The organism is Citrobacter sp. R-1.5.2 (assembly GCF_035064245.1).
Classification (GTDB): Bacteria; Pseudomonadota; Gammaproteobacteria; order Enterobacterales; family Enterobacteriaceae; genus Citrobacter.
In genome coordinates, this window is the sequence record NZ_JASEYC010000001.1 from 687,620 (window position 1) to 713,728 (window position 26,109).

The 26,109-nt window shown below is 48.5% G+C and carries 19 protein-coding genes; 11 read left to right on the forward strand and 8 right to left on the reverse strand.

Annotated features, from left to right (window positions below):
• Window positions 1-79 precede the first annotated feature (79 nt).
• The 7 genes from sad to QMN38_RS03385 all read left to right on the forward strand — a co-directional run bounded on the left by sad (window position 80) and on the right by QMN38_RS03385 (window position 7,783).
• Window positions 80-1,468, forward strand: a complete 1,389-nt coding sequence (gene sad / locus QMN38_RS03355) for a succinate-semialdehyde dehydrogenase (RefSeq protein ID WP_323604478.1) — start codon at window positions 80-82, stop codon at window positions 1,466-1,468.
• Window positions 1,469-1,570: 102 nt separating this feature from the next.
• Window positions 1,571-3,148 (forward strand): methyl-accepting chemotaxis protein, encoded by a 1,578-nt coding sequence (locus QMN38_RS03360; protein ID WP_323604479.1) that lies wholly within the window; start codon window positions 1,571-1,573, stop codon window positions 3,146-3,148.
• Window positions 3,149-3,210: 62 nt separating this feature from the next.
• Window positions 3,211-4,137 (forward strand): glutaminase B, encoded by a 927-nt coding sequence (gene glsB / locus QMN38_RS03365; RefSeq protein WP_202038661.1) that lies wholly within the window; start codon window positions 3,211-3,213, stop codon window positions 4,135-4,137.
• Entirely contained in the window at window positions 4,137-4,496 is a 360-nt protein-coding gene (locus tag QMN38_RS03370) for a DUF4186 domain-containing protein (protein WP_137383083.1), read from the forward strand. Before glsB ends, QMN38_RS03370 begins: the two co-directional genes overlap by 1 nt.
• Window positions 4,497-4,576: 80 nt before the next feature.
• On the forward strand, window positions 4,577-5,104 hold the full coding sequence (locus tag QMN38_RS03375) for a GNAT family N-acetyltransferase (protein ID WP_271457454.1): 528 nt from the start codon (window positions 4,577-4,579) through the stop codon (window positions 5,102-5,104).
• A gap of 106 nt (window positions 5,105-5,210) precedes the next feature.
• Window positions 5,211-6,662: a tagaturonate reductase gene (locus tag QMN38_RS03380; RefSeq protein ID WP_323604480.1), complete on the forward strand. Its 1,452-nt coding sequence runs from the start codon at window positions 5,211-5,213 to the stop codon at window positions 6,660-6,662.
• Between the two features lie 206 nt (window positions 6,663-6,868).
• Entirely contained in the window at window positions 6,869-7,783 is a 915-nt protein-coding gene (locus QMN38_RS03385; RefSeq protein ID WP_323604481.1) for a bestrophin family protein, read from the forward strand.
• 84 nt (window positions 7,784-7,867) lie between these two features.
• Here QMN38_RS03385 and QMN38_RS03390 read toward each other — a convergent pair whose 3' ends face one another.
• From QMN38_RS03390 to QMN38_RS03410, 5 genes are all read right to left on the reverse strand, one after another.
• A complete protein-coding gene (locus QMN38_RS03390; protein WP_271442120.1) occupies window positions 7,868-8,245 on the reverse strand; it encodes a GFA family protein in 378 nt (125 codons plus the stop codon).
• A gap of 150 nt (window positions 8,246-8,395) precedes the next feature.
• A complete protein-coding gene (gene tam / locus QMN38_RS03395; RefSeq protein ID WP_323604482.1) occupies window positions 8,396-9,154 on the reverse strand; it encodes a trans-aconitate 2-methyltransferase in 759 nt (252 codons plus the stop codon).
• Between the two features lie 68 nt (window positions 9,155-9,222).
• On the reverse strand, window positions 9,223-10,395 hold the full coding sequence (locus tag QMN38_RS03400) for a capsular polysaccharide export protein, LipB/KpsS family (protein ID WP_323604483.1): 1,173 nt from the start codon (window positions 10,393-10,395) through the stop codon (window positions 9,223-9,225).
• 220 nt (window positions 10,396-10,615) lie between these two features.
• Window positions 10,616-11,008: a hypothetical protein gene (locus tag QMN38_RS03405; protein ID WP_323604484.1), complete on the reverse strand. Its 393-nt coding sequence runs from the start codon at window positions 11,006-11,008 to the stop codon at window positions 10,616-10,618.
• Window positions 11,009-11,479: 471 nt separating this feature from the next.
• A complete protein-coding gene (locus tag QMN38_RS03410; RefSeq protein WP_416348251.1) occupies window positions 11,480-13,435 on the reverse strand; it encodes an alkyl/aryl-sulfatase in 1,956 nt (651 codons plus the stop codon).
• Window positions 13,436-13,718: 283 nt separating this feature from the next.
• On the opposite strand from QMN38_RS03410, the gene QMN38_RS03415 reads away from it, so the two are divergent.
• Window positions 13,719-14,105 carry a hypothetical protein gene (locus QMN38_RS03415; protein WP_323604486.1) on the forward strand — a complete coding sequence of 129 codons (387 nt, stop codon included), beginning with the start codon at window positions 13,719-13,721 and terminating at the stop codon, window positions 14,103-14,105.
• 82 nt (window positions 14,106-14,187) lie between these two features.
• Here the strand turns inward: QMN38_RS03415 and QMN38_RS03420 are convergent, their stop codons facing one another.
• The 3 genes from QMN38_RS03420 to QMN38_RS03430 form a co-directional block, all read right to left on the reverse strand.
• Complete coding sequence (locus tag QMN38_RS03420) at window positions 14,188-14,805, reverse strand: outer membrane beta-barrel protein (RefSeq protein ID WP_323604487.1); 618 nt, start codon at window positions 14,803-14,805, stop codon at window positions 14,188-14,190.
• Window positions 14,806-14,914: 109 nt separating this feature from the next.
• On the reverse strand, window positions 14,915-15,544 hold the full coding sequence (locus QMN38_RS03425) for a winged helix-turn-helix transcriptional regulator (RefSeq protein WP_323604488.1): 630 nt from the start codon (window positions 15,542-15,544) through the stop codon (window positions 14,915-14,917).
• A gap of 267 nt (window positions 15,545-15,811) precedes the next feature.
• Window positions 15,812-16,999, reverse strand: a complete 1,188-nt coding sequence (locus QMN38_RS03430) for an OmpP1/FadL family transporter (protein ID WP_271448857.1) — start codon at window positions 16,997-16,999, stop codon at window positions 15,812-15,814.
• A 652-nt stretch (window positions 17,000-17,651) separates the two neighbouring features.
• Here QMN38_RS03430 and QMN38_RS03435 point away from each other — a divergent pair.
• From QMN38_RS03435 to QMN38_RS03445, 3 genes are read left to right on the forward strand one after another with little or no spacing between them, the layout of a single operon-like run.
• A complete protein-coding gene (locus QMN38_RS03435; RefSeq protein WP_323604489.1) occupies window positions 17,652-22,976 on the forward strand; it encodes a peroxidase family protein in 5,325 nt (1,774 codons plus the stop codon).
• A 10-nt stretch (window positions 22,977-22,986) separates the two neighbouring features.
• On the forward strand, window positions 22,987-24,726 hold the full coding sequence (locus tag QMN38_RS03440; RefSeq protein WP_323604490.1) for a type I secretion system permease/ATPase: 1,740 nt from the start codon (window positions 22,987-22,989) through the stop codon (window positions 24,724-24,726).
• A gap of 2 nt (window positions 24,727-24,728) precedes the next feature.
• The gene (locus QMN38_RS03445; protein ID WP_323604491.1) at window positions 24,729-26,054 is read left to right on the forward strand and encodes an HlyD family type I secretion periplasmic adaptor subunit; all 1,326 of its coding nucleotides are present in this window, start codon (window positions 24,729-24,731) and stop codon (window positions 26,052-26,054) included.
• Window positions 26,055-26,109 lie beyond the last annotated feature (55 nt).

A 26,109-nucleotide genomic window follows, 5' to 3' on the forward strand; every position in this document is an offset into this window, starting at 1 on the left:
ATGGTTAATATTATTCATTTTTCAGAAAGAGTAAACCTGCGCATGATATAACCATACCTTGCGAGAAAGAGAGGCACTTATGACCATCACAGCAGCAACACATGCTATTTCTGTTGACCCGACCTGTGGCGAAATGCTGACGGCAATGCCGTGGGCCAGCGCCGATGAGATTACCCACGCGCTGAATCTGGCGGCGACGGGATTCAATGAATGGAAACGCACGACCGTCGCCCATCGCGCACAGATGTTGCGTCGGGTCGGACAGGCGCTGCGTGGCCGCGCCGAAGAGATGGCGCAGTGTATCTCGCGTGAAATGGGTAAGCCTGTCAGGCAGGCTCGTGCGGAAGTGGCAAAGTCTGCGGCATTATGTGACTGGTACGCTGAACATGGGCCAGCGATGCTCAGTACCGAGGCAACGCAGGTTGAGAATAACCAGGCCGTGATTGAGTACCGTCCCCTGGGGACTATTCTGGCGATCATGCCGTGGAACTTCCCGCTCTGGCAGGTTATGCGCGGCGCCGTACCGATTTTGCTGGCCGGAAATGGTTATCTGTTAAAGCATGCACCAAATGTGACCGGCTGTGCCGCAATTATCGCCCAGGTGTTTAGCGATGCGGAAATACCGGCTGGGGTATATGGCTGGGTTAATGCCGATAACGCCGGGGTTAGCCAGATGATTAATGACCCGCGTATCGCCGCGATAACCGTGACGGGCAGCGTGCGGGCAGGGGCTGCGATTGGCGCTCAGGCCGGTGCTGCACTGAAGAAATGCGTGCTTGAGTTAGGAGGTTCCGATCCGTTTATCGTGCTTAGTGATGCAGACCTTGATTTAGCCGTCAAAGCAGCAGTGGCAGGGCGTTATCAGAATACCGGGCAGGTTTGTGCCGCAGCGAAGCGCTTTATTATTGAACAGGGTATTGCCGCAGAATTCACCCAACGTTTTGTGGCGGCAGCCAGCGCACTGAAAATGGGCGATCCGCTAAATGAAGAGAACGATCTCGGCCCAATGGCACGTTTTGATCTGCGGGATGAACTGCATCAGCAGGTTGAAGCCTCACTGGCGCAAGGGGCGCGCTTACTTCTCGGCGGGGAAAAGATCGCCGGTCAGGGTAATTACTATGCCGTGACGGTGCTGGGTGATGTTACGCCGGAAATGACGGCATTTCGTCAGGAGTTGTTTGGCCCGGTTGCGGCGATTACCGTCGCGAAGGATGCTGAGCACGCATTAGCACTGGCTAATGACAGCGAGTTCGGCTTGTCGGCCACGTTGTTTACCGCGGATGAGGCACTGGCACAAACTATGGCGGCCCGTCTGGAGTGTGGTGGCGTGTTTATTAATGGTTACAGTGCCAGTGATGCTCGTGTTGCTTTTGGCGGCGTGAAGAAAAGCGGTTTTGGCCGTGAACTTTCTCACTTTGGCCTGCATGAGTTTTGCAATGTGCAAACCGTCTGGAAAAACCGTCTCTGATAGCCAGGGTGCCTCAGCAGGGGCACCCGTCTTATTTCTGCCATAAATTTGTCATTTACTCTGCGTAAACTCGCGTCTAACGCTTTGATACAGAAGAGTAATATGAACATAACGCAAATTTTTCGTCGCCTGATCCCCCGTCAGTTTGGTCTGTTAACCGGTATTATTTGTATTATTGCGCTGTTCTCTGTTTTGCAGATTGCATCCTCGCTTATGCTCTCAACCTCTGTCAGGGACGCGCAGATAAATGAACAGCATAACCAGCAAGTGCTCTTGCAACAGTCGAAGATCGATCAAGCAAGGGTGGCGTTGTTATCGGCCAGCGACTTACTTAATCGTGCCGGCGTTTACTTTATGCAGGATGCGGCTACTGGCTCGGAAGGGAGCTGGCATCCGTTAATGGAAGAGGCTCAGCATGCGTTAACGCAGTCAAAAACGGCGTGGGATGCCTGGCTTGCAATGGGGCCGCATCAGGCTGCCGACTTGATGGAGAGCTATCAGCGTTTTTATAGCGGTATTCAGGAGCAGGCAGATGGATTAATGCAATCCAATAGTATTGATGCATTTTTTGCCGTACCTGTGCAGGCGTTTCAGACAGACTTTAATGAAAATTATGCACGCTTTCAGCAAGACAGTGGCCAGCAAGCGGAAAAAGGGCGAGAGCAGCTGTTGACCAGTCTTGAACGTTTACAGCAGCTCTTTTTATTTATTCCTCTTGTGCTGGTGGCGATTGCGGTACTGGTCTGGCGCAGTATGTCCCGCTGGGTCATCGCGCCACTGAGACGGCTGATCGATCATATTGATGTGTTAGCGGCTGGCGATCTTTCCCGTCCGGCCCCCCAGGTGAGCCAGTTTAATCGTGAAGTGACACAACTGAGTTCACGTATTGACGCGATGCAGCAGGGGCTACGTATGCTGGTACAGCAGGTGAATGACGCGACTACCTCAATGGTGGGGAATATCACTCAGCTTACGCAAAGCAATAAACAGTTGTATCAGCAATCCGCGAAACAAAGCGATGAGCTAAATACGGTGACATCACATATTTCGTTTCTGGAAACACATGTTGAGGATAACAGTGGGTTTGCTCAACTGGCGAATCAACGCGCCGTTCAGGCGCGGGATATTGCTGCGGGTGGCGACCGGATGATGGCAACGGTAAATGCGTCGATGCAGGCGATTGTTGCCCGTTCATCAGAGATGCGCGGGATCATCTCACTGATTGACAGCATCGCGTTTCAGACCAATATTCTGGCGTTAAATGCGGCGATTGAAGCTGCGCATGCTGGTGAACAAGGGCGTGGATTTGCGGTTGTTGCAAAAGAAGTTGGATTGTTAGCGAGAAAAAGCAGTCAGTCCACGCAGAATATTCAGGCGCTGATTCATCATTCCTTAGCGGGTATAGATGAGGGCTTTCATGCGGTGAACGGACTCGATGACAACCTACAACAGGTTATATCGCTGGTGGAAAATCTTGGTGCCTTATTGAATGACATTTCTGCTGCGACGATGAATCAAGGAACGCGTATTCACGAGTTGACCAGTCAGCTTCAGGCTCTGAATAACGAAGCCCGACAGACCAGCGATCTGGTGAACGCCGCATCTGATTCCTCCCTACAGTTACATCATGAATCTCATCAGCTTATGCAGGCCGTTGCCAGATTCCGTCTTCCGGCCTGACGCTGTGTATTCAGCTCTGTTATACTCGCAGGCCTTTCATACCTGCGAGCAAGGAGCATGTTGTGGCCAGGGCCATGGACAATTCAATTTTAGAGACCATTGTGCAGCAGGTTCGTCCGCTGATTGGTCAGGGAAAAGTCGCCGATTATATTCCTGCATTAGCCTCCGTCGATGGGTCAAAACTGGGTATTGCCATTTGCACCGTTGATGGTCAGCACTATCAGGCGGGGGATGCGCAAGAACGTTTTTCTATTCAGTCGATTTCAAAGGTACTTAGCCTGGTTGTCGCAATGCGTCATTACCAGGAAGACGAGATTTGGCAACGTGTTGGCAAAGATCCTTCCGGTCATCCGTTTAACTCGCTGGTACAGCTGGAAATGGAGCAGGGTATACCGCGTAATCCCTTTATCAATGCCGGGGCATTGGTGGTTTGCGATATGTTGCAAGGTCGGCTGAGTGCCCCACGGCAACGAATGCTGGAAGTGGTACGTGCATTAAGCGGCGTTTCAGATATCGCTTATGATGCGACGGTAGCTCGCTCTGAGTTTGAGCATTCCGCCCGCAACGCGGCAATTGCCTGGCTGATGAAGTCCTTTGGCAATTTTCATCACGATGTGACGACCGTTCTGCAAAATTACTTTCACTACTGCGCGCTGAAAATGAGCTGCGTGGAACTGGCGCGGACCTTCGTATTTCTGGCGAATCAAGGGAACGCTTTCCACCTCACCGAGCCGGTGGTGTCTCCGATGCAGGCGCGGCAGATTAACGCGCTAATGGCGACCAGCGGTATGTATCAAAATGCCGGGGAATTTGCCTGGCGGGTAGGTCTGCCGGCGAAATCGGGTGTCGGTGGTGGAATTGTGGCGATCGTGCCGCATGAGATGGCGATTGCGGTCTGGAGTCCGGAGCTGGATCCCGCAGGGAACTCGCTGGCGGGTATTGCGGTACTGGAACAATTAACTCAACAGTTAGGGCGCTCGGTTTACTGATGAACACGCTCGACCCGCTTTTTGCCCGGCTGGCGAAATCGACTTTTCGATCGCGGTTTCGTCTCGGTCAGAAAGAAAGACAATATTGTCTGGAAAAAGGTGCGCCGGTCATTGAACAACATGCGGCCGATTTTATTGCTAAGCGATTGGCACCCGCGTTTCCGTCCAATGATGGAAAGCAAACGCCGATGCGTGGACATCCGGTGTTTATCGCTCAACATGCCACGGCGACGTGCTGTAGGGGATGTCTGGCCAAATGGCATGATATACCACAGGGGCAACCGTTGAGCGAGCAACAGCAACGTTACGTTGTCACTGTTATCTACCACTGGTTAGTGCTGCAAATGAATAAGCCATAGATAACATAATCCTATGATTCGACTCCTTGTGTTATGTAATTGTTAATTGCAGTATGAAGGGGTCAATCTAAGGAGACCAAATGGCTACCAACACTCCCTGCTTTATACTGAGCGCGGAACAGATCCTGTCGAGAATCGACGAGCTTAGTGATGTCCTTGAACAGTGCGTGAACGATGGCGCATCTGTCAGTTTTATGCTTCCTTTTAACCGCGATAAGTCACGGCCTTTCTGGACGCGTGTTGCGCAAAGTGTCTCTTGTGGAGAACGCATTGTTCTGGGGGCTGAAAATGCGCAAGGGACGCTCATTGGGACCGTTCAGCTCATTATCGATCAACCCGAAAACCAGCCTCATCGTGCAGACGTTGCCAAACTCCTGGTTCATACCTCTGCACGGCGGTGTGGGATCGCCAGGGAATTGATGAATACACTGGAAATTTGTGCACGTCATGAAGGGAAAACCCTCCTGGTTCTTGATACGTCTACAGGCAGCGCCGCCGAGTTGTTCTACCACAATTGTGGATGGCAAAAAGCAGGGGTCATCCCTGGCTATGCAAAAATGCCCGATGGAACACTGGCCGGGACCACACTTTTTTATAAAACACTCTAATTTGTCACCGGGGATTGATCAAAACAGGGTTTCATTGTATTAAAGTTTGCTAACCTATTGGACCAATTCAATCAGGTTGTATGACTAATAAAAAAGGGAACCCATTGTGCAAACACTAAATCGTCGCGATTTTCCCGGTGCTCACTATCCTGAACGCATTATTCAGTTTGGTGAAGGAAACTTCCTGCGCGCCTTTGTTGACTGGCAAGTTGATCTGCTGAATGAACATACCGATCTGAACGCTGGTGTGGTCATTGTTCGTCCTATCGAAAGTACCTTCCCGCCGTCACTGAGTACCCAGGATGGTCTCTATACCACCATCATTCGTGGTTTGAATGAAAAGGGCGAGGCCGTCAGCGATGCCCGTTTAATTCGTTCGGTTAACCGCGAAATCAGCGTCTATAGCGAATACGATGAGTTCCTGAAGCTGGCGCATAATCCTGAAATGCGTTTTGTTTTCTCTAACACCACGGAAGCGGGTATCAGCTACCACGCGGGTGATAAGTTTGATGACGCGCCAGCGGTGAGTTATCCGGCTAAACTGACCCGACTGCTGTTCGAACGCTATAGCCATTTCAATGGTGCGCTTGATAAAGGCTGGATTATCATTCCTTGCGAGCTGATTGATTATAATGGTGAAGCGCTACATGAACTGGTTCTGCGTTATGCTCAGGAGTGGGCGTTGCCGGAAGTATTTGTACAGTGGCTGGACCAGGCAAACGCATTTTGCTCTACGCTGGTGGACCGTATTGTTACCGGCTACCCACGTGATGAAGTTGCGAAGCTTGAAGCTGAACTGGGTTATCATGATACGTTTCTTGATACCGCAGAACACTTCTATCTGTTTGTTATTCAGGGGCCAAAATCATTAGCCACCGAACTTCGCCTCGATAAATACCCGCTGAACGTTCTGATTGTCGATGACATCAAGCCGTATAAAGAGCGTAAAGTCGCCATTCTCAACGGTGCGCACACTGCACTGGTACCGGTCGCCTGGCAGGCAGGGCTTGATACCGTGGGTGAAGCAATGAATGATGCTGAAATTCGCGCCTTCGTTGAGAAAGCCATCTATGAAGAGATTATTCCGGTGTTGGATTTGCCGCGCGATGAATTGGCTTCATTTGCCAGTGCGGTAACCGGCCGATTCTGCAACCCGTACATTAAGCATCAACTATTGTCGATTGCGCTTAATGGCATGACCAAATTCCGCACCCGTATTCTGCCGCAGCTGTTGGCAGGGCAGAAGGTCAGCGGCCAACTGCCGCCGCGTCTGACATTCGCCCTGGCAGCCTTGATTGCCTTCTACCGAGGTGAGCGTAACGGTGAATCTTATCCAGTTCAGGATGATGCACACTGGATGGAGCGTTTCCAGGTGTTGTGGGCTCAGCATCGTGACCGCCAGATTACGACCGAAGTACTGGTCAACGCGGTATTGGCCGTAAAAGATCACTGGGAACAGGATCTGACACAGGTTTCCGGCCTGGTAGAACAGGTTTCTGCTGATCTGGATTCTATCCTGGCAAAAGGCATGCGCGAAGCTGTTAAGCCACTGTGCTAATACGTTAACCCGGCTCAGGCCGGGTTTTTTTATCGATCTCACTTAGTTACAACATACAAAGTGCTATTTTAAAATACCACTCATCTGTAGCTTCAGTGCAGAGTAGGGTCAGCAGGAAAAGATGTTGAGATAGTGTTGCTATAAGCTTGCAACATTGATCGCGATCACGTTTAATGTCCCGGCTTTCACATTTTCCGAAGATAACCATGATCGTTCGCCCCCAACAACACTGGCTACGCCTGATATTCGTCTGGCATGGCTCGGTATTATCCAAAATCTTTTCACGCTTGCTGCTGAATTTCCTGCTCTCCATTGCCGTTATCATCATGCTGCCATGGTATACGATGCTGGGTATCAAATTTACCCTGGCACCGTTCAGCATTCTCGGTGTCGCAATTGCAATTTTCTTAGGCTTTCGTAACAACGCCTGTTATTCACGCTATGTTGAAGCCCGACATTTGTGGGGGCAGTTGATGATTGCTTCCCGTTCACTTCTGCGCGAGGTGAAAACGACCTTACCAGATGATGCCGAACTGGGGCAGTTCGTTCGTTTGCAAATCGCATTTGCCCATTGCCTGCGTATGACGTTACGTCGACAACCGCAAGCGGAACCCCTGACGAAATACCTCAGCGAGAGCGATTTACAGACCGTCTTTGCGTCCCAATCTCCGGCAAACCGCATTCTGCTGCTGATGGGTGAATGGCTGGCCGTTCGCAGACGAAATGGGCAGCTATCTGATATATTATTTCACAGTTTAAACAACAGGTTAAATGATATGTCGGCAGTGCTGGCAGGTTGTGAGCGTATCGCGAACACGCCAGTCCCGTTTGCTTACACCTTAATCCTTCATCGCACGGTATATCTGTTTTGTATTATGTTGCCGTTCGCGTTAGTGGTGGATTTACACTATATGACACCATTCATCTCGGTGCTTATTTCCTATACCTTTATCTCGCTTGATACGCTAGCCGAAGAGCTCGAAGATCCGTTTGGTACAGAGAATAATGATCTACCACTCGATGCGATTTGTAATGCAATTGAAATCGATTTGCTGCAGATGAATGATGAAGCCGTTGTACCAGCGAAACATATGCCAGATAAGCATTACCAGCTGACATAACATCCGGTAGAGCTGGTCGCGCGACCAGCCCTCATTGTTTCACGGAAGGAACAGGTAAGACTTGATGCGCCGGGCAGTGCGGCTTTAGCCGAATTCTCTTTGCCACCACGCAGGCTGCATATCGGTAAATGAATGAAACTCGGGGGCCAGATCTTCATCATTGGGATCATCAAAAACGCCTGCTAATAGCGCAATTACCGGAGCGTCATCAATGGCACCAACTGAACTTCCACATTGAGGGCAAAAAGCACGACTGGAGGTTTCTGAAGAACGCCAGGTCGTCGGTTTACCCGCTTTTCCCGTCCATTCTACATTTTCAGCATTAAATTCAATCCAGACGACAGTCGGTGCACCGGTATGCTTGCGGCAAATATCACACGAGCAGGTATGCGAATTATTAGGGCTCGTCGCGGTAAAGCGAATAGAGCCACACAGACAACCGCCAATGTAGACTTTAGACATGACACCCCCCGTCAGTTAACGTTCTCAGACACTAGCAGATGACTGGCTTCATCACTAGATCCTCATCGTAAAAAGGCGAGGGCGCGCATGGGGAATTCACAATAATTATCAGCCCCTGGTATAAAGAGGCTGATAATTGACGGTCAGTGATTAAGAATTGTGTTTAGCAACGACAAACAACCGCGGAAACGCCAGCAGTATTTTCCCATTCTCTTGCAGCGGATATTGCTCCTGCAGCAATGCATGGTAGCGCGCCAGATAGCGATGCTGTTCGCTTTCACTCAGGTCCTGCAACCATGGACGCAACCCCGTCGAACTCACCCAGTCGATAATTGCCTGGTGTGAATCCATAACGTGATAGTAGGTTGTACGCCAGATATCAACATCACAGCCCACGTCAGTCAAAATATCATAATACGCATGCACTCCGGGAAGAGGTGCGCGGCCGCGATCGGGGTAACCCAGCTCATAGGCGACTTCACGCATCAGAACATGCGTTGGCTCCAGCCAGTTATCCGGCATTTGTACGGCCAGTACGCCATCTTTGCCCAGCAGAGAGACCAGGTGGGGAAACAGCTGATAGTGATCAGGAACCCATTGCAAAGATGCGTTTGCATACAGCAGATCGACAGGCGCTTCTGTCTGAACTGCGCTAATATCCGCTTCGATAAAATGACAGCCAGGCAACGCGTTACGCGCTTCGCTCAGCATTGCCGGTGAAGAATCCACGCCTGTTATTTTTGCTGATGGCCAACGTTGATGTAGCAATGCGGTGCTGTTACCCGGGCCGCAGCCGAGGTCGACGACTGAGCGGACATTCTCCAGCGCGACTCTGCTGAGCAATTCAGCTGCAGGTCTTGAACGTTCGGTCTCATATTGGAGATAAAGCGAAGGGTTCCAGTCAGCCATGTTTCTGTATCCTGTATGCGATGAAATAGTAGGATTCTGAGCCAGCAATTTCCATCACGCCCTCAGAATCAATGATTTTTGTTCCTTCCCAGCATAGTAAGTGTAGCTTTAAAGGGTAAAAATAGGACAAATCGCATTACAAAAGATAATAATTCATAATCTTTCTTATACTTCTTTTGCTTTCTCTTCAGGATCGCGATCTCTCGTTGGGCATTCAAAAAACTCCTGACATAACATTCGCCATCATTATGGTTGTCAATGAAGTCATCACCGTAGTTGCTCTCATAGAGGCTTATGCAGTATTTTATTTTTGTCTTAATAGACTCAATATCATCAAACTGAATCCAATATTCAGATAATAAGTATGCTATCAATTTTTCCTGGAAAGCAGACATGGTACTGTGTTTATCATTCAAAAATATGGCATCGAAATCTTCTAAGACTTCAATTTTATGTGTAGCTTCGTACCATTCGCTCCGACCAAAGCAATAAACTGGTTTGCCTAAAATCAAGGCTTCAATGCTTGTGCCAGAATTACATGCGATAACGGCAGAGCTCCCTTCAATTAATTCGTGGATATTTGCATCAACAGACATAACATTCTCGTTGCTTGCTAATAGATACGCAATCTTGGCATCAATACCTCTGGATTTACACATCGGGTGGCGTTTGATTACCAACGTTCGATTTGTCTTTTTAGCCAATGCCGCAACATAGTCTAATGCATCCATGGCGCTGATGTTCTCATGATCGGTAACCGAATCAGAGTTGACCTGCATGGGGAAAAACAGGTAATCCGAGGGGAGAACAACGTGGTTCTGCGGCTGTTGATGCTTGGAGAGTTTTGTCTCCCTAAAAAATTCCCGTTTCTCGCCAATGATATTTTTGGCACTATCACTGTCTATTTTATTTATTTTATCGACATATGAGCTAAAATTGACGCAAATATCTGCCCACCCCGAATATCCATTTTTATCTACAGAGTACAGTCCATATATAGGCGATTCTTTTATCGAGAAAACATTTTTGTCATTATTATATGAATGAAAAGAGAATGTGATGGAATTTTTAATTGCTAGTCTTTTAAGACCATAACAAGGGAAATTAGCTGGGTTCAGTATTACTTGTAATTGTTCATCATGGAGACAAGATATAAAGTTACCAATAAATTGTCGATGAATGCCTTCACTCTTACCTAGCCATTGTGGTAAGTCAAAGTAAAAACGGTTTAAATCATTCATCATAACCCCAAGTGATTATTGCAGATAAAACTTTTGATTTGGTTCAAGTTTTATCTGGCAGTCGACTATCCGCTACACAGTAACGATTATCATTAAAAATATGCAGATATTATATTATTTTCATAGGATCAATACAATCCGGTACTCTTGAATCGAAGTGGAGACAGAAGGGGACATCGATATCACAGAGGTCCTACTGGTGTTGGTGCCCGAGTCATATTCAGAAACAAGTATGCTGATTAATATATTTACCCACACCAACAACTTTATTTGTATTGGGGTCAACATTGAGTACTATAAACCGCATTTGTGGGCAGAACAGTTCCAGGCTTTTTTTACTGCATTCCGTTTGTAACCATTTATGATTGCCACTTTCGGTTTGCACCAGATTGAGGTTTGCATCCTTACTGCACACAAAACCGTCCACGATTGCTCTTTGTCTTGCAGCATCCAGATCCAAACCAATAACATTTAGTCTATCGACGTCTTTGTCATGTGAACTGGCAGAGACACGGGTCAACGCGCAGCCAGTCAGCGCGAATGAAAGAGTAAATAAAAAAGCGACGCGTAAGATAGAGTTGTCATTTTTATGAACATGGATAGTTCTTTGCATTGTGTTGTATGTTCCGTTGCTGTGAAAATCCAGGGGCACAGGTTTGTGTCGTACCTTGGTTGTACGCGAAAAGGAGTGAGTGAGCAATTGAAACGTCAATGATTTGACGTATGGGTAAAGTGTATGGTTTGAATGGTAGTCGGTGAACAGTATGAATCCAGAAACAGCGCTGTTAGACGTTATCAATGACCAGCACAATGATGAACCAAATACACCAGATTTTACCGCTCACTATGTTAGTGCGCATAATGTATATTATGTTAAATTCAATTAATGCATACCAAACCGAACGCCCTGGCCTTGCCATCAATGGCATATACCATGATGACCTTTCTACCCACTTGGTCCTCTAAGGTAGAAATGCGCACACAGCATCTTTGAACACCCATTGCTAACGGACTTGAATCAAGCACAACCCCAGAGAATAAAAAACCCGCCTGTTATGGCGGGTCTTATCATTTATCTCTAAAATCAGGGTGTTACGATATTAAACCAGAAATCAAAACTATCTAAATAGCTGAGGAATTCATCAACTTTAGCCTGGTTGCCGGTAATAGTCACTTCGCCCTTCTCTTTCGCCTGTTTCAGCGACTCTTCCTTAAGAATGATTTTGTTGAGGGTTGCACGGTTCAAAACAATGGAAGCATCTGCATCGCTGGCCTGTGCATTAGCGCTATGGTTAAGCACGCCATTTTCCAGCTCCAGCTTATATTTTCCGCCATCGCTCCCCAAATCAACGTTAAAGACTGCTTTCGCATTTGCCGCTTTTTCACCATTGATATGTACCGCCAGATAATCAAAGAACATCTCTGGCGACATAGCTTTAACCGTATCCGGACTGGCCGTATTGGGTGTCGCACCTTTCACTACACCATTACGTAATTCCTGTGCACCGGTCAGATAGAAATTGCGCCACGGGCCGGACTCGGCCTGGTACCCCATCTGTTCAAGTGCATCGGCTTCCAGGTTGCGCGCGTCTTTATTATGCGGATCGGCAAAGACTATCTTGTTAGTCACTTGCGCCACCCAGCGGTAATTCCCCTGAGCATAGTCAGCTTTTGCTTTTTGCATAATGGCATCCGCTCCCCCCATGTAGTCGACATACTTTTTCGCTGCATCAACAGGCGGCAGTTCATCGAGGGTTGCCGGGTTACCGTTAAACCAGCCTAAGTAAAAGACATATGTTGCTTTCACGTCATGACTCACTGAACCGTAATACCCTCGGCTGGCCCATGATTTTGCCAGACCGGATGGCAATTTGAAATTGGCGGCGATTTCATCGCGGGTCAGCCCTTGGTTTGCCATGCGCAAAGTTTGATCGTTAATATAGCGGTACATATCACGCTGACTCTTCATTAACTTCACCACATTGTCATTCCCCCAGGTTGGCCAGTGGTGCTGAGCAATAATAATGTTCGCTTTCCCCCCCCAGCGAGTAATGACGTCATTGATATATTTCGACCATGCCAGCGGATCGCGAATCTTCGCGCCGCGCAGTGAATAAGTGTTGTGCAAGGTATGTGTGACATCCTCCGCCGCTTCAATCATCCCCTTTTCTTCCACATACCACAGCATTTCTGACGGTGCCTCCGAACCCGGGGCCATCATAAAGTCATAAGTCAGACCATCGATAACTTCTTTCTGTCCGGTATGAGTGATGTAGTTAGTGGGTTCAATCAAGGTTACTGTGCCGGCGGAAGTCGTCGTACCAAGACCAGCGCCTACCTGACCTTTCGCATCGGGCTTCAGCAGGTTGCCATACATATAGCTGGCGCGGCGACTCATCGCATTCCCCGCCATAATGTTTTCCGACACGGCTTCTTTCATAAAGCCAGCCGGTGCATATACTTTTACTTTGCCGGATTTCACATCAGCTTCATCGACAACACCACGCACACCGCCGTAATGGTCAACATGGCTGTGGGTATAAATAACAGCAACAACAGGTCTTTTGCCCCGATTCTGGTAATAGAGATCCATTCCTACTTTAGCCGTTTCTGCCGAAACCAGCGGGTCAATAACGGTAATCCCTTCTTTACCTTCCATAATGGTCATGTTCGAAAGATCCAGATTGCGGATCTGATAAACGCCATCAGTGACTTCAAACAAACCGCCGATATTGATCAATTGTGACTGGCGCCACAGGCTCGGATTCACCGTATCCGGCGCTTTATCGCCCTCTTTAATGAAGGCGTACTGCTGCGGATTCCAGACGGTATTCCCTTGTTTCCCCTTAATCAATTCTTGTGGCAGTGGCGCAATAAAGCCTTTGTGAGCATTAGAAAAATCGGTTTTATCCGTGAACGGGAGTTGTCCGTACAACGCATCATTCGCACTTTTAGTCTGTGCCGTGGCCTCTTTCGCCACCTCTTGTGCCATCGCAGGAAGTGATATTAACGATGCAGAACACACACCCGCCATAACCATATAACCAACTACTTTATTAAGTTTCATAAATCCTCGGCTAATAATATATTAATGTGCAGAAAAGTGTTCTGCATATTTGATCGCTGATTGGTTTTAAAATCGTTGCATGCTGGCGATGAACATAATTCAATAATCAAAGGCTATCACGCTCATCTTCTAGCGAAAAACGAAACAGTGTTTAATTTTAAATTTTAACTTATTTATTTTTAAACATTATAGTTGTGGACGCACACCTGTTAAAAAAGATAATGGCAGGCATCCACTTACTGTCTATATAAAGCACATGCGCAAACTCTACTTTATCTTTTTCATTGGCACACTCTCTGCCTGTAATTCGGCACCACCGGCACCGGTGAGCAAAATTAACAACATGATTATTCCAGTTGTACAACAGGAAGCCACATCACCATCTGCTAATCCTGAACTGTACAGATCGTTATATCAAAAAAATAAACAGCAAATTGACAATGTTGCGATATCACTAAAAAGTGAATATCTTCAGGATGTTAAATCGCGTGATATTTTTGATGTTCACGGTGAGACTCACCAGGTATATACCTCTTTAACCAAGCTTGAGCAAATGCAACAGATGAATGACTACTATTATAGAGAGCAGAATAGAACTGGGCTGTTAAGCATCAATCAAACTGTTACCACATTATTTGAGTAATAAAAAAGCCTCCTCAATAATAATGAGGAGGCTTTTTCTACATTGCGTAATTAAAGCATTGTCCTGCGTTCTACTAATCTACTCAGTCATGCTGGCCAAAACGGTAAGATACCCCTGCCGTTACTGAACTGATATCGCTGCTGGCACCAATCTGGTTTTCGTTGCCCACGTTGCTTACCCATTGATATTCAAGGCGTCCAGCCCAGTTTTTATTGAACGCATACTCCGTACCCACCGCGACTACCGGACGTATACCCGTGTCAAAATGGTTACTTCCTTTAATATCAGATTCTGCGCGATATCCCATCGCCCCTGCCCGACCATAAATATCCCAGGCATCGGTCAGACCATAACTTGCTTTCATCGTTACTTGCAACCCCTGGCTTTTCATTTGCGAACCTGATGCACCATTCCTGCCATTGAATTGCATATTACCTAAGTAATCGTAGCCACCTTCGACGGCAAGCCACGGTGTAATTTGATAACCGGTAAATACACCGCCACCCACATTATTACTATCAAAACCCACATTGCCGTATTTATCCCCATGGTCATTGGTTTGTTGTGTCGTGCTGGAGTCAAAATAATGTGACCAACCAAATTTCCCCCCCGCATACCAGGTACCGACATCGGCAGCAGCAAAGGCGGTTGTTGCGGTAAAAGTGTTAGCAATAATGAGTGTAATAAGTGTCTTTTTCATAGCTTTCCTATCGTGGACATAGAGTTATGTTTGGAACAAATAAAGTGTCGCTACAATAGGATATTTAGACCATGTTGATAATTGGTTTTTAGTTTATTTTTGGACTTATTTAGAACCCCTCAGGTAATTTGTTGATTGACGTTAGGTACCCTCCCCGTTCAAAGTCAATATACCCCCCTTTTTTTAACGCAGAGACAACATTTAAAACACTACTGCGCGATAAATGTGTACGTTCCTGAATATAATCCAGAATAGAAACGCGCAGTCGGGTCTCTTGTGGTAACAGATTCATTTCCTCTAAATGATTTCGTATCACTGAATAGGTACGCTGTTGCACCACTAAATCGTCACGGTAAAATAAATAGCCGGTATGATAGGCAAGTAGCGCAGCGGCATCTTCCCACAATCCTTGTTGATGGAAGAGTTCCCTGGCTTTATGGGCATCAACACGTAATATTGTTGATTCCGCTTCAGCACGTAGCAAGTGAGCGTGCACGGGTTGGATCATCTCGGCAATACCAAACAAATGAGGCTCATAGACAGTCACAATCAGCAGACCATCGGAAGAACGTAAAATAGAGAGCTCGCCTTGCAAAAACAGATAGAGCTGAGGCTGGTTTTTGTATTTCCACATGATGCGCCGTCGCGGAACAACATTGAGTTTTTCCGCAATAGGTTCAAGAGATTGTGTCAAACGCTGTATGCTTTGCTCTGGGCGTACCGGGGGTAAAATTTGCATGAGAAAACCTGTATTCTTTTAATTTATTGAGTGGCGTGAATCAATGGTTATTCCATGAAGATAGTTCATAAGTCTATTAAAATCATATGTTGCCCAATACTTAAAGCAGAAATGAGTTTTTATTTAAATTAGAACAAATGGAAAAGGCCACCAGCAGATAGCCTGATATGGGTAAAAATGTAGCTATACCGCGCGTGCTAGACGAAAATATGACGGGAGATAGTTCAACGTGGTGATTATTGATAATGCGCGGAAAGCAACCAAATACTAGAACTGATAGCTGTAGTTAACACTGGCAAACCATAGCCACGGATTTTTGTATTCACCGGCAAACGGATCTGATTTTACGTTCGCCGACTGCATATGCAAATATTCGACTGCAAACCCGACATTGCTGGCCGGGGTAATTTGGTACTGCGCTCCGGTGGCAAAACGCCATTCATCGCCTGTTGGTAATGAAAGTGCGACATCGTTTTGCGTTTTGTACGGTGAGCTGTCAAATGCGACGCCTGCATTTATGCGCCACTGCTCATCGGGACGATATTGCACACCCAACGCGGTATGCCATGTGTCCTGAAGCCGGTTTGTTCGATCGCTTGTATGACCATTAACCTGTATCTGCGGGCTACCAAACTGGCTCCAGTCCTGCCAGCCAAGATCGCCCATCACCGACCACTGCTGATTAATATCGTGAACCAGGCTAAACATCACCTGTTGTGGTGCATGCACCTGGGTAGAGAACGGCACATCATACTCAAGATTGGGCTGGTTCGGGAATCGTACCTTACCATCAATATTGAAATGGTAGTCTGTCTTGCTGGTCCAGGTAATACCTGCACGGGTTTGATCGGTTAAATCCATTAATAAGCCAAGATGATAGTTCATCGCCCAGTCATGGTCGTGTTGTGTCTGATCATTGCCATCATTATTCCGGGTCAGAGATAGAAAACCGTAGTTGAGCCCGGCTGCGGCACCAACGGACACTCTATCACTCAGTTTCCATGCCACACCTGGACTTAGCGTCATCGCAACCATCGTACTTTTTTTAATGAGTCGATCGCCTGCCCAGTGACCAAAATCAATACCGAGGCCATAGTTGCTATACAATCCAATTCCCGCAGAAACGGTATCGTTCAGGTGTTGGGTGTAAAACAGACTGGCATTAGGGAATACCTTCATGGCATTGCCGGGACTTTGCTGTTCGACAGACGCGTTATTGAGTGTGTAAGGAATATCACCACCCATTGCCTGCAATCCTGTGGTCACCATATGATCGGGTAAACGTGTCATTCCGGCGGGATTAGTGAGCAAGGTTGCGGCATCCTGAGCGCGCGCGGCCTGACCTGCCCCCGCCAGTGCGGTATCCTCGGTGCCTGTTTCATAGAAATAGAGTGCGCTGGCATGCCCGACAGTCGAAAAGAGCATCCCGGAGATGAGAATGATATTTTTATTCATTGAGTTACCTGTTTGGAAGGGTAATCTTTATTGCCAGAGGAGCGTTGTTGTACCCCTGTAAAACGATAGAGCCGCCTCTCTGTTTCACAAAGATTGTTATATTGATTTCCGCAACATCATAATCATTAGCCAGGAATGGTGTCTTGTTGAATTTTATCCAATATTAAATTTTATATTTCACGCTACGACGTTACTATTATAAAACACGTTAGCATGGTAATAAATTTTAATGTAAAGAAATGAAAATTTATTCTTTTGATAGAAAAGTATGAGTGAAGTCGGCAAAGGAAAAACCATAGTTATGATCATAACAGAAATGTAATATGAGGTTACCCCCCCCTAACACGTTTAAGCATTGAGAGGACTCGTCCTTCTCAAAACCGTGCGCCATGAGTAAACCTTTTAATTCAATGGCCCACGGTACCAGCTATCCGCCCAAACCTTTATATAAATGAGGTGAGCACCTCATTGTGCGAAGTAAAGTTCAGGAGAACAACTCTAAATACGCTGTGGGTATCTTCTGTATTTTCGGAATGGAATCTAAGCATGTAATAACAATCAGGTATCTAATACTGCCTATTCTTCTGTCAGTTTTTGTAAATAGAAAATGGGTGATGATAGCTAATACAGGTAAAGATAGGGGTAATAACGTATGGCCTCACAATATGACTTTACTGTCACTCTCCACGATCTTGCTTTTATTCTTAAGCAGATAAAAATATCCGAAGCGGCGACTAACCCGGATGGTAGCATCAACGCTGATATGCTACGGGAATTAGTCTCCAGTCCACTGTTACCTTACGGACTGCGTACTGTAGATGGCTCATGGAATAATCTCCTCCCCGGCCAAGAATTATACGGTTCGGCCGATCAGACAATGCCGAGATTAACGGCACTGAACTGGCAGGATGCGGATGAGATGACCAGTTATATTCAGATTGGCGGGACGGTCATTGATGCCGACCCTCGTGTTATTAGTAACTTAATTTCTGACCAAACCGCCTCCAATCCGGCCGCGCTGGAGGTATTTAATGCCTTAAAAGATGCTCCCGGGGGGGGGACGACTACCGGAAATGGCAGTTTATCTATTCCCAACCAATCCCCTGACATTGGCCTTTCTCCGGCGTTTAATGGCTGGATGACTTTCTTTGGTCAGTTTTTTGACCATGGTCTGGACCTCATTCCTAAAGGAGGAAACGGCATCGTCTTCATTCCATTGCAACCCGACGATCCTTTATATGTTGAAGGTTCGTCGACCAACTTTATGTTATTAACCCGGGCAACGGTCGATGAGAATCGAGAAACCGTTAATCTTACAACCCCATTTATCGATCAGAACCAAACCTACACCTCTCATCCGTCGCATCAGATCTTTATCCGTGAATATGTATTAATTGACGGTAAACCTGAGCCGACGGGTAATTTATTAGGAGGGGCTAACGGTGGGCTGGCAACCTGGGCTGACGTCAAGAACCAGGCGGAAACGCTACTCGGCATCAAATTGACCGATCAGGATGTATTTAATGTGCCGCTTCTGGCGACTGATCGTTACGGTAATTTGATTTTAAGTGAAAATGGAAAAGTACAGATTGTTACCACGAGTGGGCTGGTTGAAGCCAATGGCGGCCTGTTACCTGAGGGCACCTTCCGAACCGGGCATGCTTTTCTCGATGATATTGCGCATACTGCCGCGCCAAAAGCGGGTTTACTGGCAGATGATGACGATGTTATTGGCGGGCAACAACCTGCGGGCACGTACGATGATGAACTCCTGGATCGCCACTTTATCACCGGTGACGGGCGCGGTAATGAAAACATTGGACTAACTGCCGTTCACGCCGTATTTCACAGTGAACATAACCGGCTGGTTGAGCAATACAAAACCACCCTGCTGGAAACCGGTGATATTGACCTTATCAACCAGTGGCTGATGCCCTCACATCAAATCACTGAGCTACCCGCTGACACCAGTACGCTGGTCTGGAACGGTGAATACCTCTTCCAGGCGGGGCGATTCTCCACAGAAATGCAGTACCAGCACCTCGTTTTCGAGGAGTTTGCTCGCACTGTACAACCTGCCGTCGATCCGTTTGTCTTTTCAAACACGGCAGATATCAACCCGCAGATCTTTGCTGAGTTTGCGCACGTGGTTTATCGCTTCGGGCATTCAATGCTCACAGAAACCGTAGCGCGTACCGACATTGACATGCAAAACGGTGATATCGGTCTGATTGCCGCATTTCTCAATCCAGTGGCATTTAATGAAATTAACGGTGCCACCGTGTCCGATGAACAGGCAATCGGTGCGATTGTTCGGGGCATGACGCGACAAGTCGGTAACGAGATTGATGAGTTTATTACTGACGCCTTGCGTAATAACCTGATTGGCCTGCCGCTTGATTTGGGGGCGCTTAACATTGCCCGTGGACGTGATACGGCTATGCCGTCGCTGAACCAGGCCCGTGAACAGTTCTTTGCATTAAGCGGAGATAGCCAGCTTCGGCCGTATACCAGTTGGGCCGATTTCACCACATACCTGAAAAACCCGGCCTCCATTATCAACTTTATGGCGGCCTATGGTCAGCACGAACTGATCCTCAATGCCACCAGCCTGGAAGGTAAACGCGCAGCGGTTAATTTCCTGTTATTTGGTGATACCAACAACGCTCCGCCAGCAGACGCAATGGATTTCTTCAACAGTACCGGCGCATGGGCCAGCAAAGAAACGGGTCTGAATAAGGTCGATTTCTGGATTGGAGGGCTTGCTGAACGCAAAAATGAATTTGGCGGCATGCTCGGATCAACCTTCAATTTTGTCTTCGAAACACAGATGGAAATGTTGCAGGACGGCGACCGTTTCTACTATTTGAGTCGGGTACAAGGATTGAATTTACTGAACGAACTGGAAGCCAACTCGTTTTCTGCTCTGGTTATGCGCAACAGTGATCTCGGTGAAGAAGGTTCCTCTCACCTGCCTGCTAACCTGTTTCAGACCCCTGACCATATATTCGAAGTAAACCGCGTGCTGCAAACGGAAATCGACCCTAAATGGGGGAATCCGCTGAAAGATCTGCTCTCGCCGTTGTTGGTACGACGCGATCCTGGGGCAGATGTGGACGGCGACGGTTTCGCTGATGGTGGTTATCTGAAATATACCGGCGATGGTCATGTGGTGCTTGGCGGTACCGCAGGGAACGATACGCTCATCGGAGGGAAAGGTATCGACAGCCTGTGGGGAGATGGCGGTGATGACCGTCTGGACGGCGGCGATGAAGCGGATGTGGTTCACGGTGGTGATGGCGATGACATCATTACGGACACCGGTACACCTGTAGGCGATGCTGACTTCCTCCATGGTGATGCCGGGCACGATGTCATCTTCTCCGGGAACGGAAACGATCTAGTCTTTGGCGGCACGGGCAGTGACTTCGTCGTGGTCGGTGAAGATGCCCAGGAGGTTTTCGCTGGGCAGGACAACGACTTTGCGCTTGGGGGATCGGGTGGCGATTTCCTGATGGGTAATGAGGGCGATGACTGGCTGGAAGGTGGTGATGGGTTTGACACTCTCGCGGGTGATAACTCTGAACTGTTCTTCAACAGCACCATTATTGGCCACGATGTCCTGAACGGTCAGGGTAACGATACGGACTACGATGGCGAAGCCGGTGATGACATCATGGTTCAGGGCGCGGGGATCCAGCGTAATAATGGTATGGCCGGTTTCGACTGGGCGATCCATAAAGGTGATCCTAATGGCGCTAACTCTGACCTGGGTATCCCGATTTTCGTCAACCAGCAGGAGTTTATTCTGCGCGACCGTTTTGACCTGGTCGAAGGTCTGTCTGGCTGGAAACACAATGATATCCTGACCGGTACGGAACAGCCGATCGGTACTGCACCGGTTCAGGGTATCCCCCTCTCTAATAATCTGACCCAGGAAGGTGCCGACAGAATCGACGGTCTGCAGGCTATTCTCGGTGTCGCGCGTTCAGCCAACCCGGATGCGGTGTTACTCAATCCGGACGATGGCAGTGACATTTTACTCGGCGGCGGCGGTAGCGACCGCATTACGGGTAAAGCCGGTAATGACATCATTGATGGCGACGCCTGGCTGAACGTGCGCATTGCTGTTTCAGGTATGCCAGGGCTCACCAGCGCCGAAAGCATGGCTGAGCTGAAATCGTACATGCTGGCAGGTACGCTGAAACCGAATCAGTTGTCGATTGTGCGCGAAATCTTGCATGAGGGAGATGGCACGGAAACTGACGTGGCAGTGTATCGCGATGTCAGTAGCAACTACGCCTTTACCCGAATGGCAGATGGTAGCCTCAGAGTCGATCACGCCCCCCCCAATGCCGCATTGAACCTGAATGATGGTGTTGACCGTCTGCTGAATATCGAAAAACTGGAGTTTGGCGACGGTCAACAGCTGTGGGTCACGGCGCAACACGCGACGGGCGACCTGGCAATCAGTAGTGCAAACCCGTCGGTGGGTGACCTGTTACGGGTTAACGTAGCAAACCTGCTCGATGGCAACGGTCTTGCGGCAGATGTCGCAATCACCATGACATGGCAGGCTTTAATTAACGGACAATGGCAGGATCAGGCAACCGGCGTGGAGTTCAGAGTTCCCGGCGCTATCCAGGGCGCTCCGCTGCGTGTTGTCGCCAGTTTCAATGACCGAATGGGCGATGCCGAGACCTTAGTGTCAGCACAAACTCAGGCCGTCTTGCCACGAAATCAGGCAACAACAGGTGCGCCGGTGATTAATGATCTCACGCCAACGGAAAGTCTGACGCTGACGGCGGTGGTTTCGGGTATCGCCGACGCGGATGGCCTGAGCGGCGGAAATTTCAGCTATCAATGGAGAATGAGTTCACCGACCGGATTCGTCAACATCAACGGCGCAACATCTGCCACCTTCACGCCAGGCCAGGCTATGGTCGGCCGCACGTTGCAGGTGGTCGTCACTGTCGTAGATGATGAGGGTAATCCCCCGGTTATCCTGACGTCGACAACCACGCAGCCTGTTGGCGATCTGATCGTGGGTAATAATGGTGCCAATACGCTCATCGGTACCGCATGGAGTGACATCCTGCGCGGTGAAAACGGCAATGACACCTTACTGGGTGGCGCGGGTGATGACCTGTTAGTCGGCGGTGCGGGTAATGACTCTCTCTCCGGCCAGGCGGGACAAGATACACTGCAAGGTGACGCGGGTAACGATACCCTGGACGGCGGTCTTGGCGCTGACAGTATGACCGGCGGCACAGGGAATGATACCTACATCGTTGATGATTTTGGTGATGTCGTGATCGAAGATCTCAACGGCGGGACAGATATTGTCCGCACTACTCTCAGCAGCTATGACCTGACCGATAACGTGGAAGAGTTGGTCTTTACCGGGAACGGTAGTTTTATCGGTACTGGTAATTCAATCGCCAATATCATCACGGGGGGTAGCGGCAATGACTATCTATTCGGTATGGGCGGCAATGACCAGTTGTTTGGCGGTATCGGAAATGACTTCCTGGATGGCGGAGAGGGTGCCGATAACCTGCAGGGTGGAAACGGTAACGACGTCATGATTGGCGGCGCGGGTGCCGATACCCTCTCTGGCGGTAATGGCGACGATATTCTCAACGGTCAGGAAGGAAACGATATTCTGGATGGCGGAACCGGAAGTGATATTTTCGCTTTCGGAGCCAACTTTGGACAGGACCGTATCACGGGTTTCGACAGTAACCCCAATGGCGGGCAAGACTTCCTTGACCTCGTTTTGCTAGGCATTAACGCGGAGAACTTTGCCAGCAGCGTCTCTATCACCGGAAATAACGGCAACACCATCGTGACCATCGGCACTGACACCATTACGTTAGTGGGCGTCAATTCGACCACCGTTAATATGGGTGATTTTTATCTGGAAATGCCGACTACCCTTGCCAGCAACAATGGCAATAGTTCATTGATCGTATAAGGAGAAGACTATGTCGCGCCAGCATACGCCAACAGAACTGAATGATGCATTAAAAGGAACGAAACCCACTTTTCTGATGCTGCTGTTTTTTAGTTGTGTGATTAATATGCTTATGCTGGCGCCGGCAATCTATATGTTGCAGGTTTACGATCGCGTACTGGTGAGTAAAAACACCACGACGCTGCTAATGCTCACCTTATTAATTGTCGGTTTGTACATTATTATTGCCATGATTGAATCTGCTCGCGCACAGGTCATGGTAAGACTGGGAAATAGGCTGGATATAAAGCTCAGCCAATTAGTTTTTAATGCGGCTTTTAGAAGAAAAATGTCCACCGGTGATAACAACCCGGCACAATCTTTAGCCGAGCTCGATCAGATCCGCCAGTTTCTCTCCGGGAACAGCTTGTTTTCATTGCTGGATATTCCGTGGACGCCGATTTATCTGTTTATTGCCTTTCTGGTACATCCCCTGTTGGGATACCTGTCTCTGGGTGGAATCACACTATTATTCATTCTGACACTGGTTTCAGAGTTCTCTACTAAGCGCCCTATTCAACAAGCCCATGCCTTAACCATCAATAATGCCAGCAAGCTGAATAAACAGCTGCAAAACTCCGATGCTATCGAGGCGATGGGCATGCTTTCCACCCTAAAAGTAAACTGGCAGGAACAGCATAATAAAGTGCTGGCATTGCAAACACAGATCGCCGATAAAACGGCGGGGTTAAGCAGCCTGAGCCGGTTTGTTCGCGTGTTGCTGCAATCTGTCGCACTGGGTGCCGGGGCGTTGCTGGTAATTGGTGGGCATATTACCCCAGGCCTGATGATCGCGGCCTCGATTATACTTGGACGCGTCCTGAACCCGGTGGAACAAGTCATCGGCAGTTGGAAGCAGTTTGTACAGTTTCGTAGCGCGTGGCATCAGTTATCGGAGCTGCTAAAGGAGTATCCAGCCCCGAAAGACGTGCTGACCCTGCCGCGTCCGCAAGGTAACATCAGCGTTGAAGGCGTGTTTGCGACAGCTCCCGGACAACACGCCCCGTTGCTGCGTAATATCTCCTTTCAACTCGAACAAGGTGAAGTGCTGGGGATTATCGGTCCTTCTGCATCCGGAAAAACATCACTGGCGAAAGTACTGGTCGGTGTCTGGAAGACGTTATCAGGAAAAGTCAGGTTGGACGGTGCAGATATTTGCCAGTGGGATAAAGCCCTGCTGGGGCCCTCGATAGGCTATCTGCCACAGGATGTTGAACTGTTTGACGGCACTATCGCACAGAACATTGCGCGTTTTACGAAAAATGACAGCGAACTGATCGTGGCGGCCGCACTTCTGGCGGGTGTACACGAGATGATCCTGCGCCTGCCGCAGGGGTACGATACACCGCTCGGCGTTGGTGGATACCAGTTGTCCGGTGGGCAGCGCCAGCGTATTGGGCTGGCTCGTGCTGTCTACAACAACCCTGCATTTATCGTCCTTGATGAACCGAATGCCAATCTTGATGATGCCGGGGAGTTTGCCCTCATTAAAGCCATCAACACGCTGCGAACACAGGGACAAACTACCGTGATTATATCGCACCGTCCGACTCTGCTCGGTGTGGTCAATAAAGTTTTACTGCTCAATGACGGTGCTATTCAGGAGTTCGGCACACGCGATCAGGTCTTCGCCCATCTGCGCCAGGCTAACGTGCTGAAACCAGTGGCAACACCCTCTTCATCCACCAATGAACAGCAGCGTGAGGCATGAAGATGAAAAAGAATCCCAATAACGCGGACGTCACCGGTGTGGATACCAACATCTGGTCCCCTATTGTTCGCGGTGTCGTTGTCATTGTGCTGGGGGTGGGTGGTTTCTTATTTTGGGCAGTGCAAGCCCCTTTAGATGCGGGCGTCGTTGCTGATGGTACGGTAACCGTATCCAGTAACCGAAAAACTATTCAGCATCTGAGCGGCGGTAGAGTGACGGATATTTTTATTAAAGAGGGTGACCTGGTTAAACGAAATCAGGTGCTTGTCCGCCTGGATAAGATGCAACTCGACATGCGCTACAGCGCGTTAAACGCACAGTATATTTCCGCCAAAAGCATTGAAGATCGTCTGTTAGCAGAAAGAGATGGCCTGGAGGCAATTGTATTTAATCCCATGCTGACGCAGCAGTTTTCCGGTAATAAACGGCTGGCAGAAGTCAGGAATCTACAGGCCAAACTGTTCGATACGCGACGCAAAACGATTCAGGATGAATTGTCCATGATTCAGGAGACGCTCGAAGGCCTGGTCGGGCAAACGGATAATCTTAATAAAATAAAAGGGTACCGAGATCACCAGTTCAACCTGATTAATCGGGAGTTGGGCGCGATTCGGGCGTTGAGTGAAAAAAACTATTACCCCAAGGCGCAATTACTGGTGCTGGAGCGCGAGGCGGCCGAAATATCCGGCAGTGTGTCCGAAGATATTTTGAACATTGCTAAACTCAAATCCCAGCAAAACGAATTAAAAATCAAAGCGTATCAGGTACGGCATCAGTATTTACGCGAAGTTGAGTCCGAACTAACTGAAAACCAAAAAGAAGTGGCGATGCTGGAGGATGAACTGGTTTCTACCCGCCATGAACTGGATAACACGGAGATTCGCTCCCCAATCAACGGTGTCGTTCTGGATGTCAAAGTCAGTACCGTCGGCGGTGTGATTCAGCCCGGTGAGCATCTCATGGATATCGTTGCCGCTGGACAGCCGATGCAAATCGACGCCAGGATACCGGTGCACGCCATTGATAAACTGGCCCCAGGTTTAACCGTTGACGTGCTGTTTCCTGCCCTGAACCATGCGCTGTTACCTTCCGTACCAGCCCGAGTTCTGACCATCTCAGCCGATCGTTTAATTGATGAAGCAACGCAACAGCCCTATTATCTCGCCGAAGTGCAAGTTTCCGAAGAAGGAGCGCGTTTGCTGGGCGATTACAAGATTAAAGCGGGCATGCCCGCGAGCGTTACCATCAAGACCGGCGAGCGAACGTTTTTAAGCTACCTGTTTAAACCGCTGATCGCCCGCCTGGAACTCGCCTTTAAGGAGTACTGAGCGCACATTGCTGGCATGGTGCTCATTCGCAGTGCTATGCCGGTTTATACCATTG

Coding starts and splice junctions, on each gene's coding strand:
- QMN38_RS03420 (WP_323604487.1), bottom strand. CDS start 14,805: ATGAAAAAGACACTTATTACACTCATTATTGCTAACACTTTTACCGCA.
- QMN38_RS03390 (WP_271442120.1), bottom strand. CDS start 8,245: ATGTCTAAAGTCTACATTGGCGGTTGTCTGTGTGGCTCTATTCGCTTT.
- QMN38_RS03425 (WP_323604488.1), bottom strand. CDS start 15,544: ATGCAAATTTTACCCCCGGTACGCCCAGAGCAAAGCATACAGCGTTTG.
- tam (WP_323604482.1), bottom strand. CDS start 9,154: ATGGCTGACTGGAACCCTTCGCTTTATCTCCAATATGAGACCGAACGT.
- QMN38_RS03360 (WP_323604479.1), top strand. CDS start 1,571: ATGAACATAACGCAAATTTTTCGTCGCCTGATCCCCCGTCAGTTTGGT.
- QMN38_RS03370 (WP_137383083.1), top strand. CDS start 4,137: ATGAACACGCTCGACCCGCTTTTTGCCCGGCTGGCGAAATCGACTTTT.
- QMN38_RS03430 (WP_271448857.1), bottom strand. CDS start 16,999: ATGAATAAAAATATCATTCTCATCTCCGGGATGCTCTTTTCGACTGTC.
- QMN38_RS03440 (WP_323604490.1), top strand. CDS start 22,987: ATGTCGCGCCAGCATACGCCAACAGAACTGAATGATGCATTAAAAGGA.
- sad (WP_323604478.1), top strand. CDS start 80: ATGACCATCACAGCAGCAACACATGCTATTTCTGTTGACCCGACCTGT.
- QMN38_RS03375 (WP_271457454.1), top strand. CDS start 4,577: ATGGCTACCAACACTCCCTGCTTTATACTGAGCGCGGAACAGATCCTG.
- QMN38_RS03435 (WP_323604489.1), top strand. CDS start 17,652: ATGGCCTCACAATATGACTTTACTGTCACTCTCCACGATCTTGCTTTT.
- QMN38_RS03445 (WP_323604491.1), top strand. CDS start 24,729: ATGAAAAAGAATCCCAATAACGCGGACGTCACCGGTGTGGATACCAAC.
- QMN38_RS03415 (WP_323604486.1), top strand. CDS start 13,719: ATGCGCAAACTCTACTTTATCTTTTTCATTGGCACACTCTCTGCCTGT.
- QMN38_RS03405 (WP_323604484.1), bottom strand. CDS start 11,008: ATGCAAAGAACTATCCATGTTCATAAAAATGACAACTCTATCTTACGC.
- QMN38_RS03400 (WP_323604483.1), bottom strand. CDS start 10,395: ATGAATGATTTAAACCGTTTTTACTTTGACTTACCACAATGGCTAGGT.
- QMN38_RS03385 (WP_323604481.1), top strand. CDS start 6,869: ATGATCGTTCGCCCCCAACAACACTGGCTACGCCTGATATTCGTCTGG.
- QMN38_RS03410 (WP_416348251.1), bottom strand. CDS start 13,435: ATGGTTATGGCGGGTGTGTGTTCTGCATCGTTAATATCACTTCCTGCG.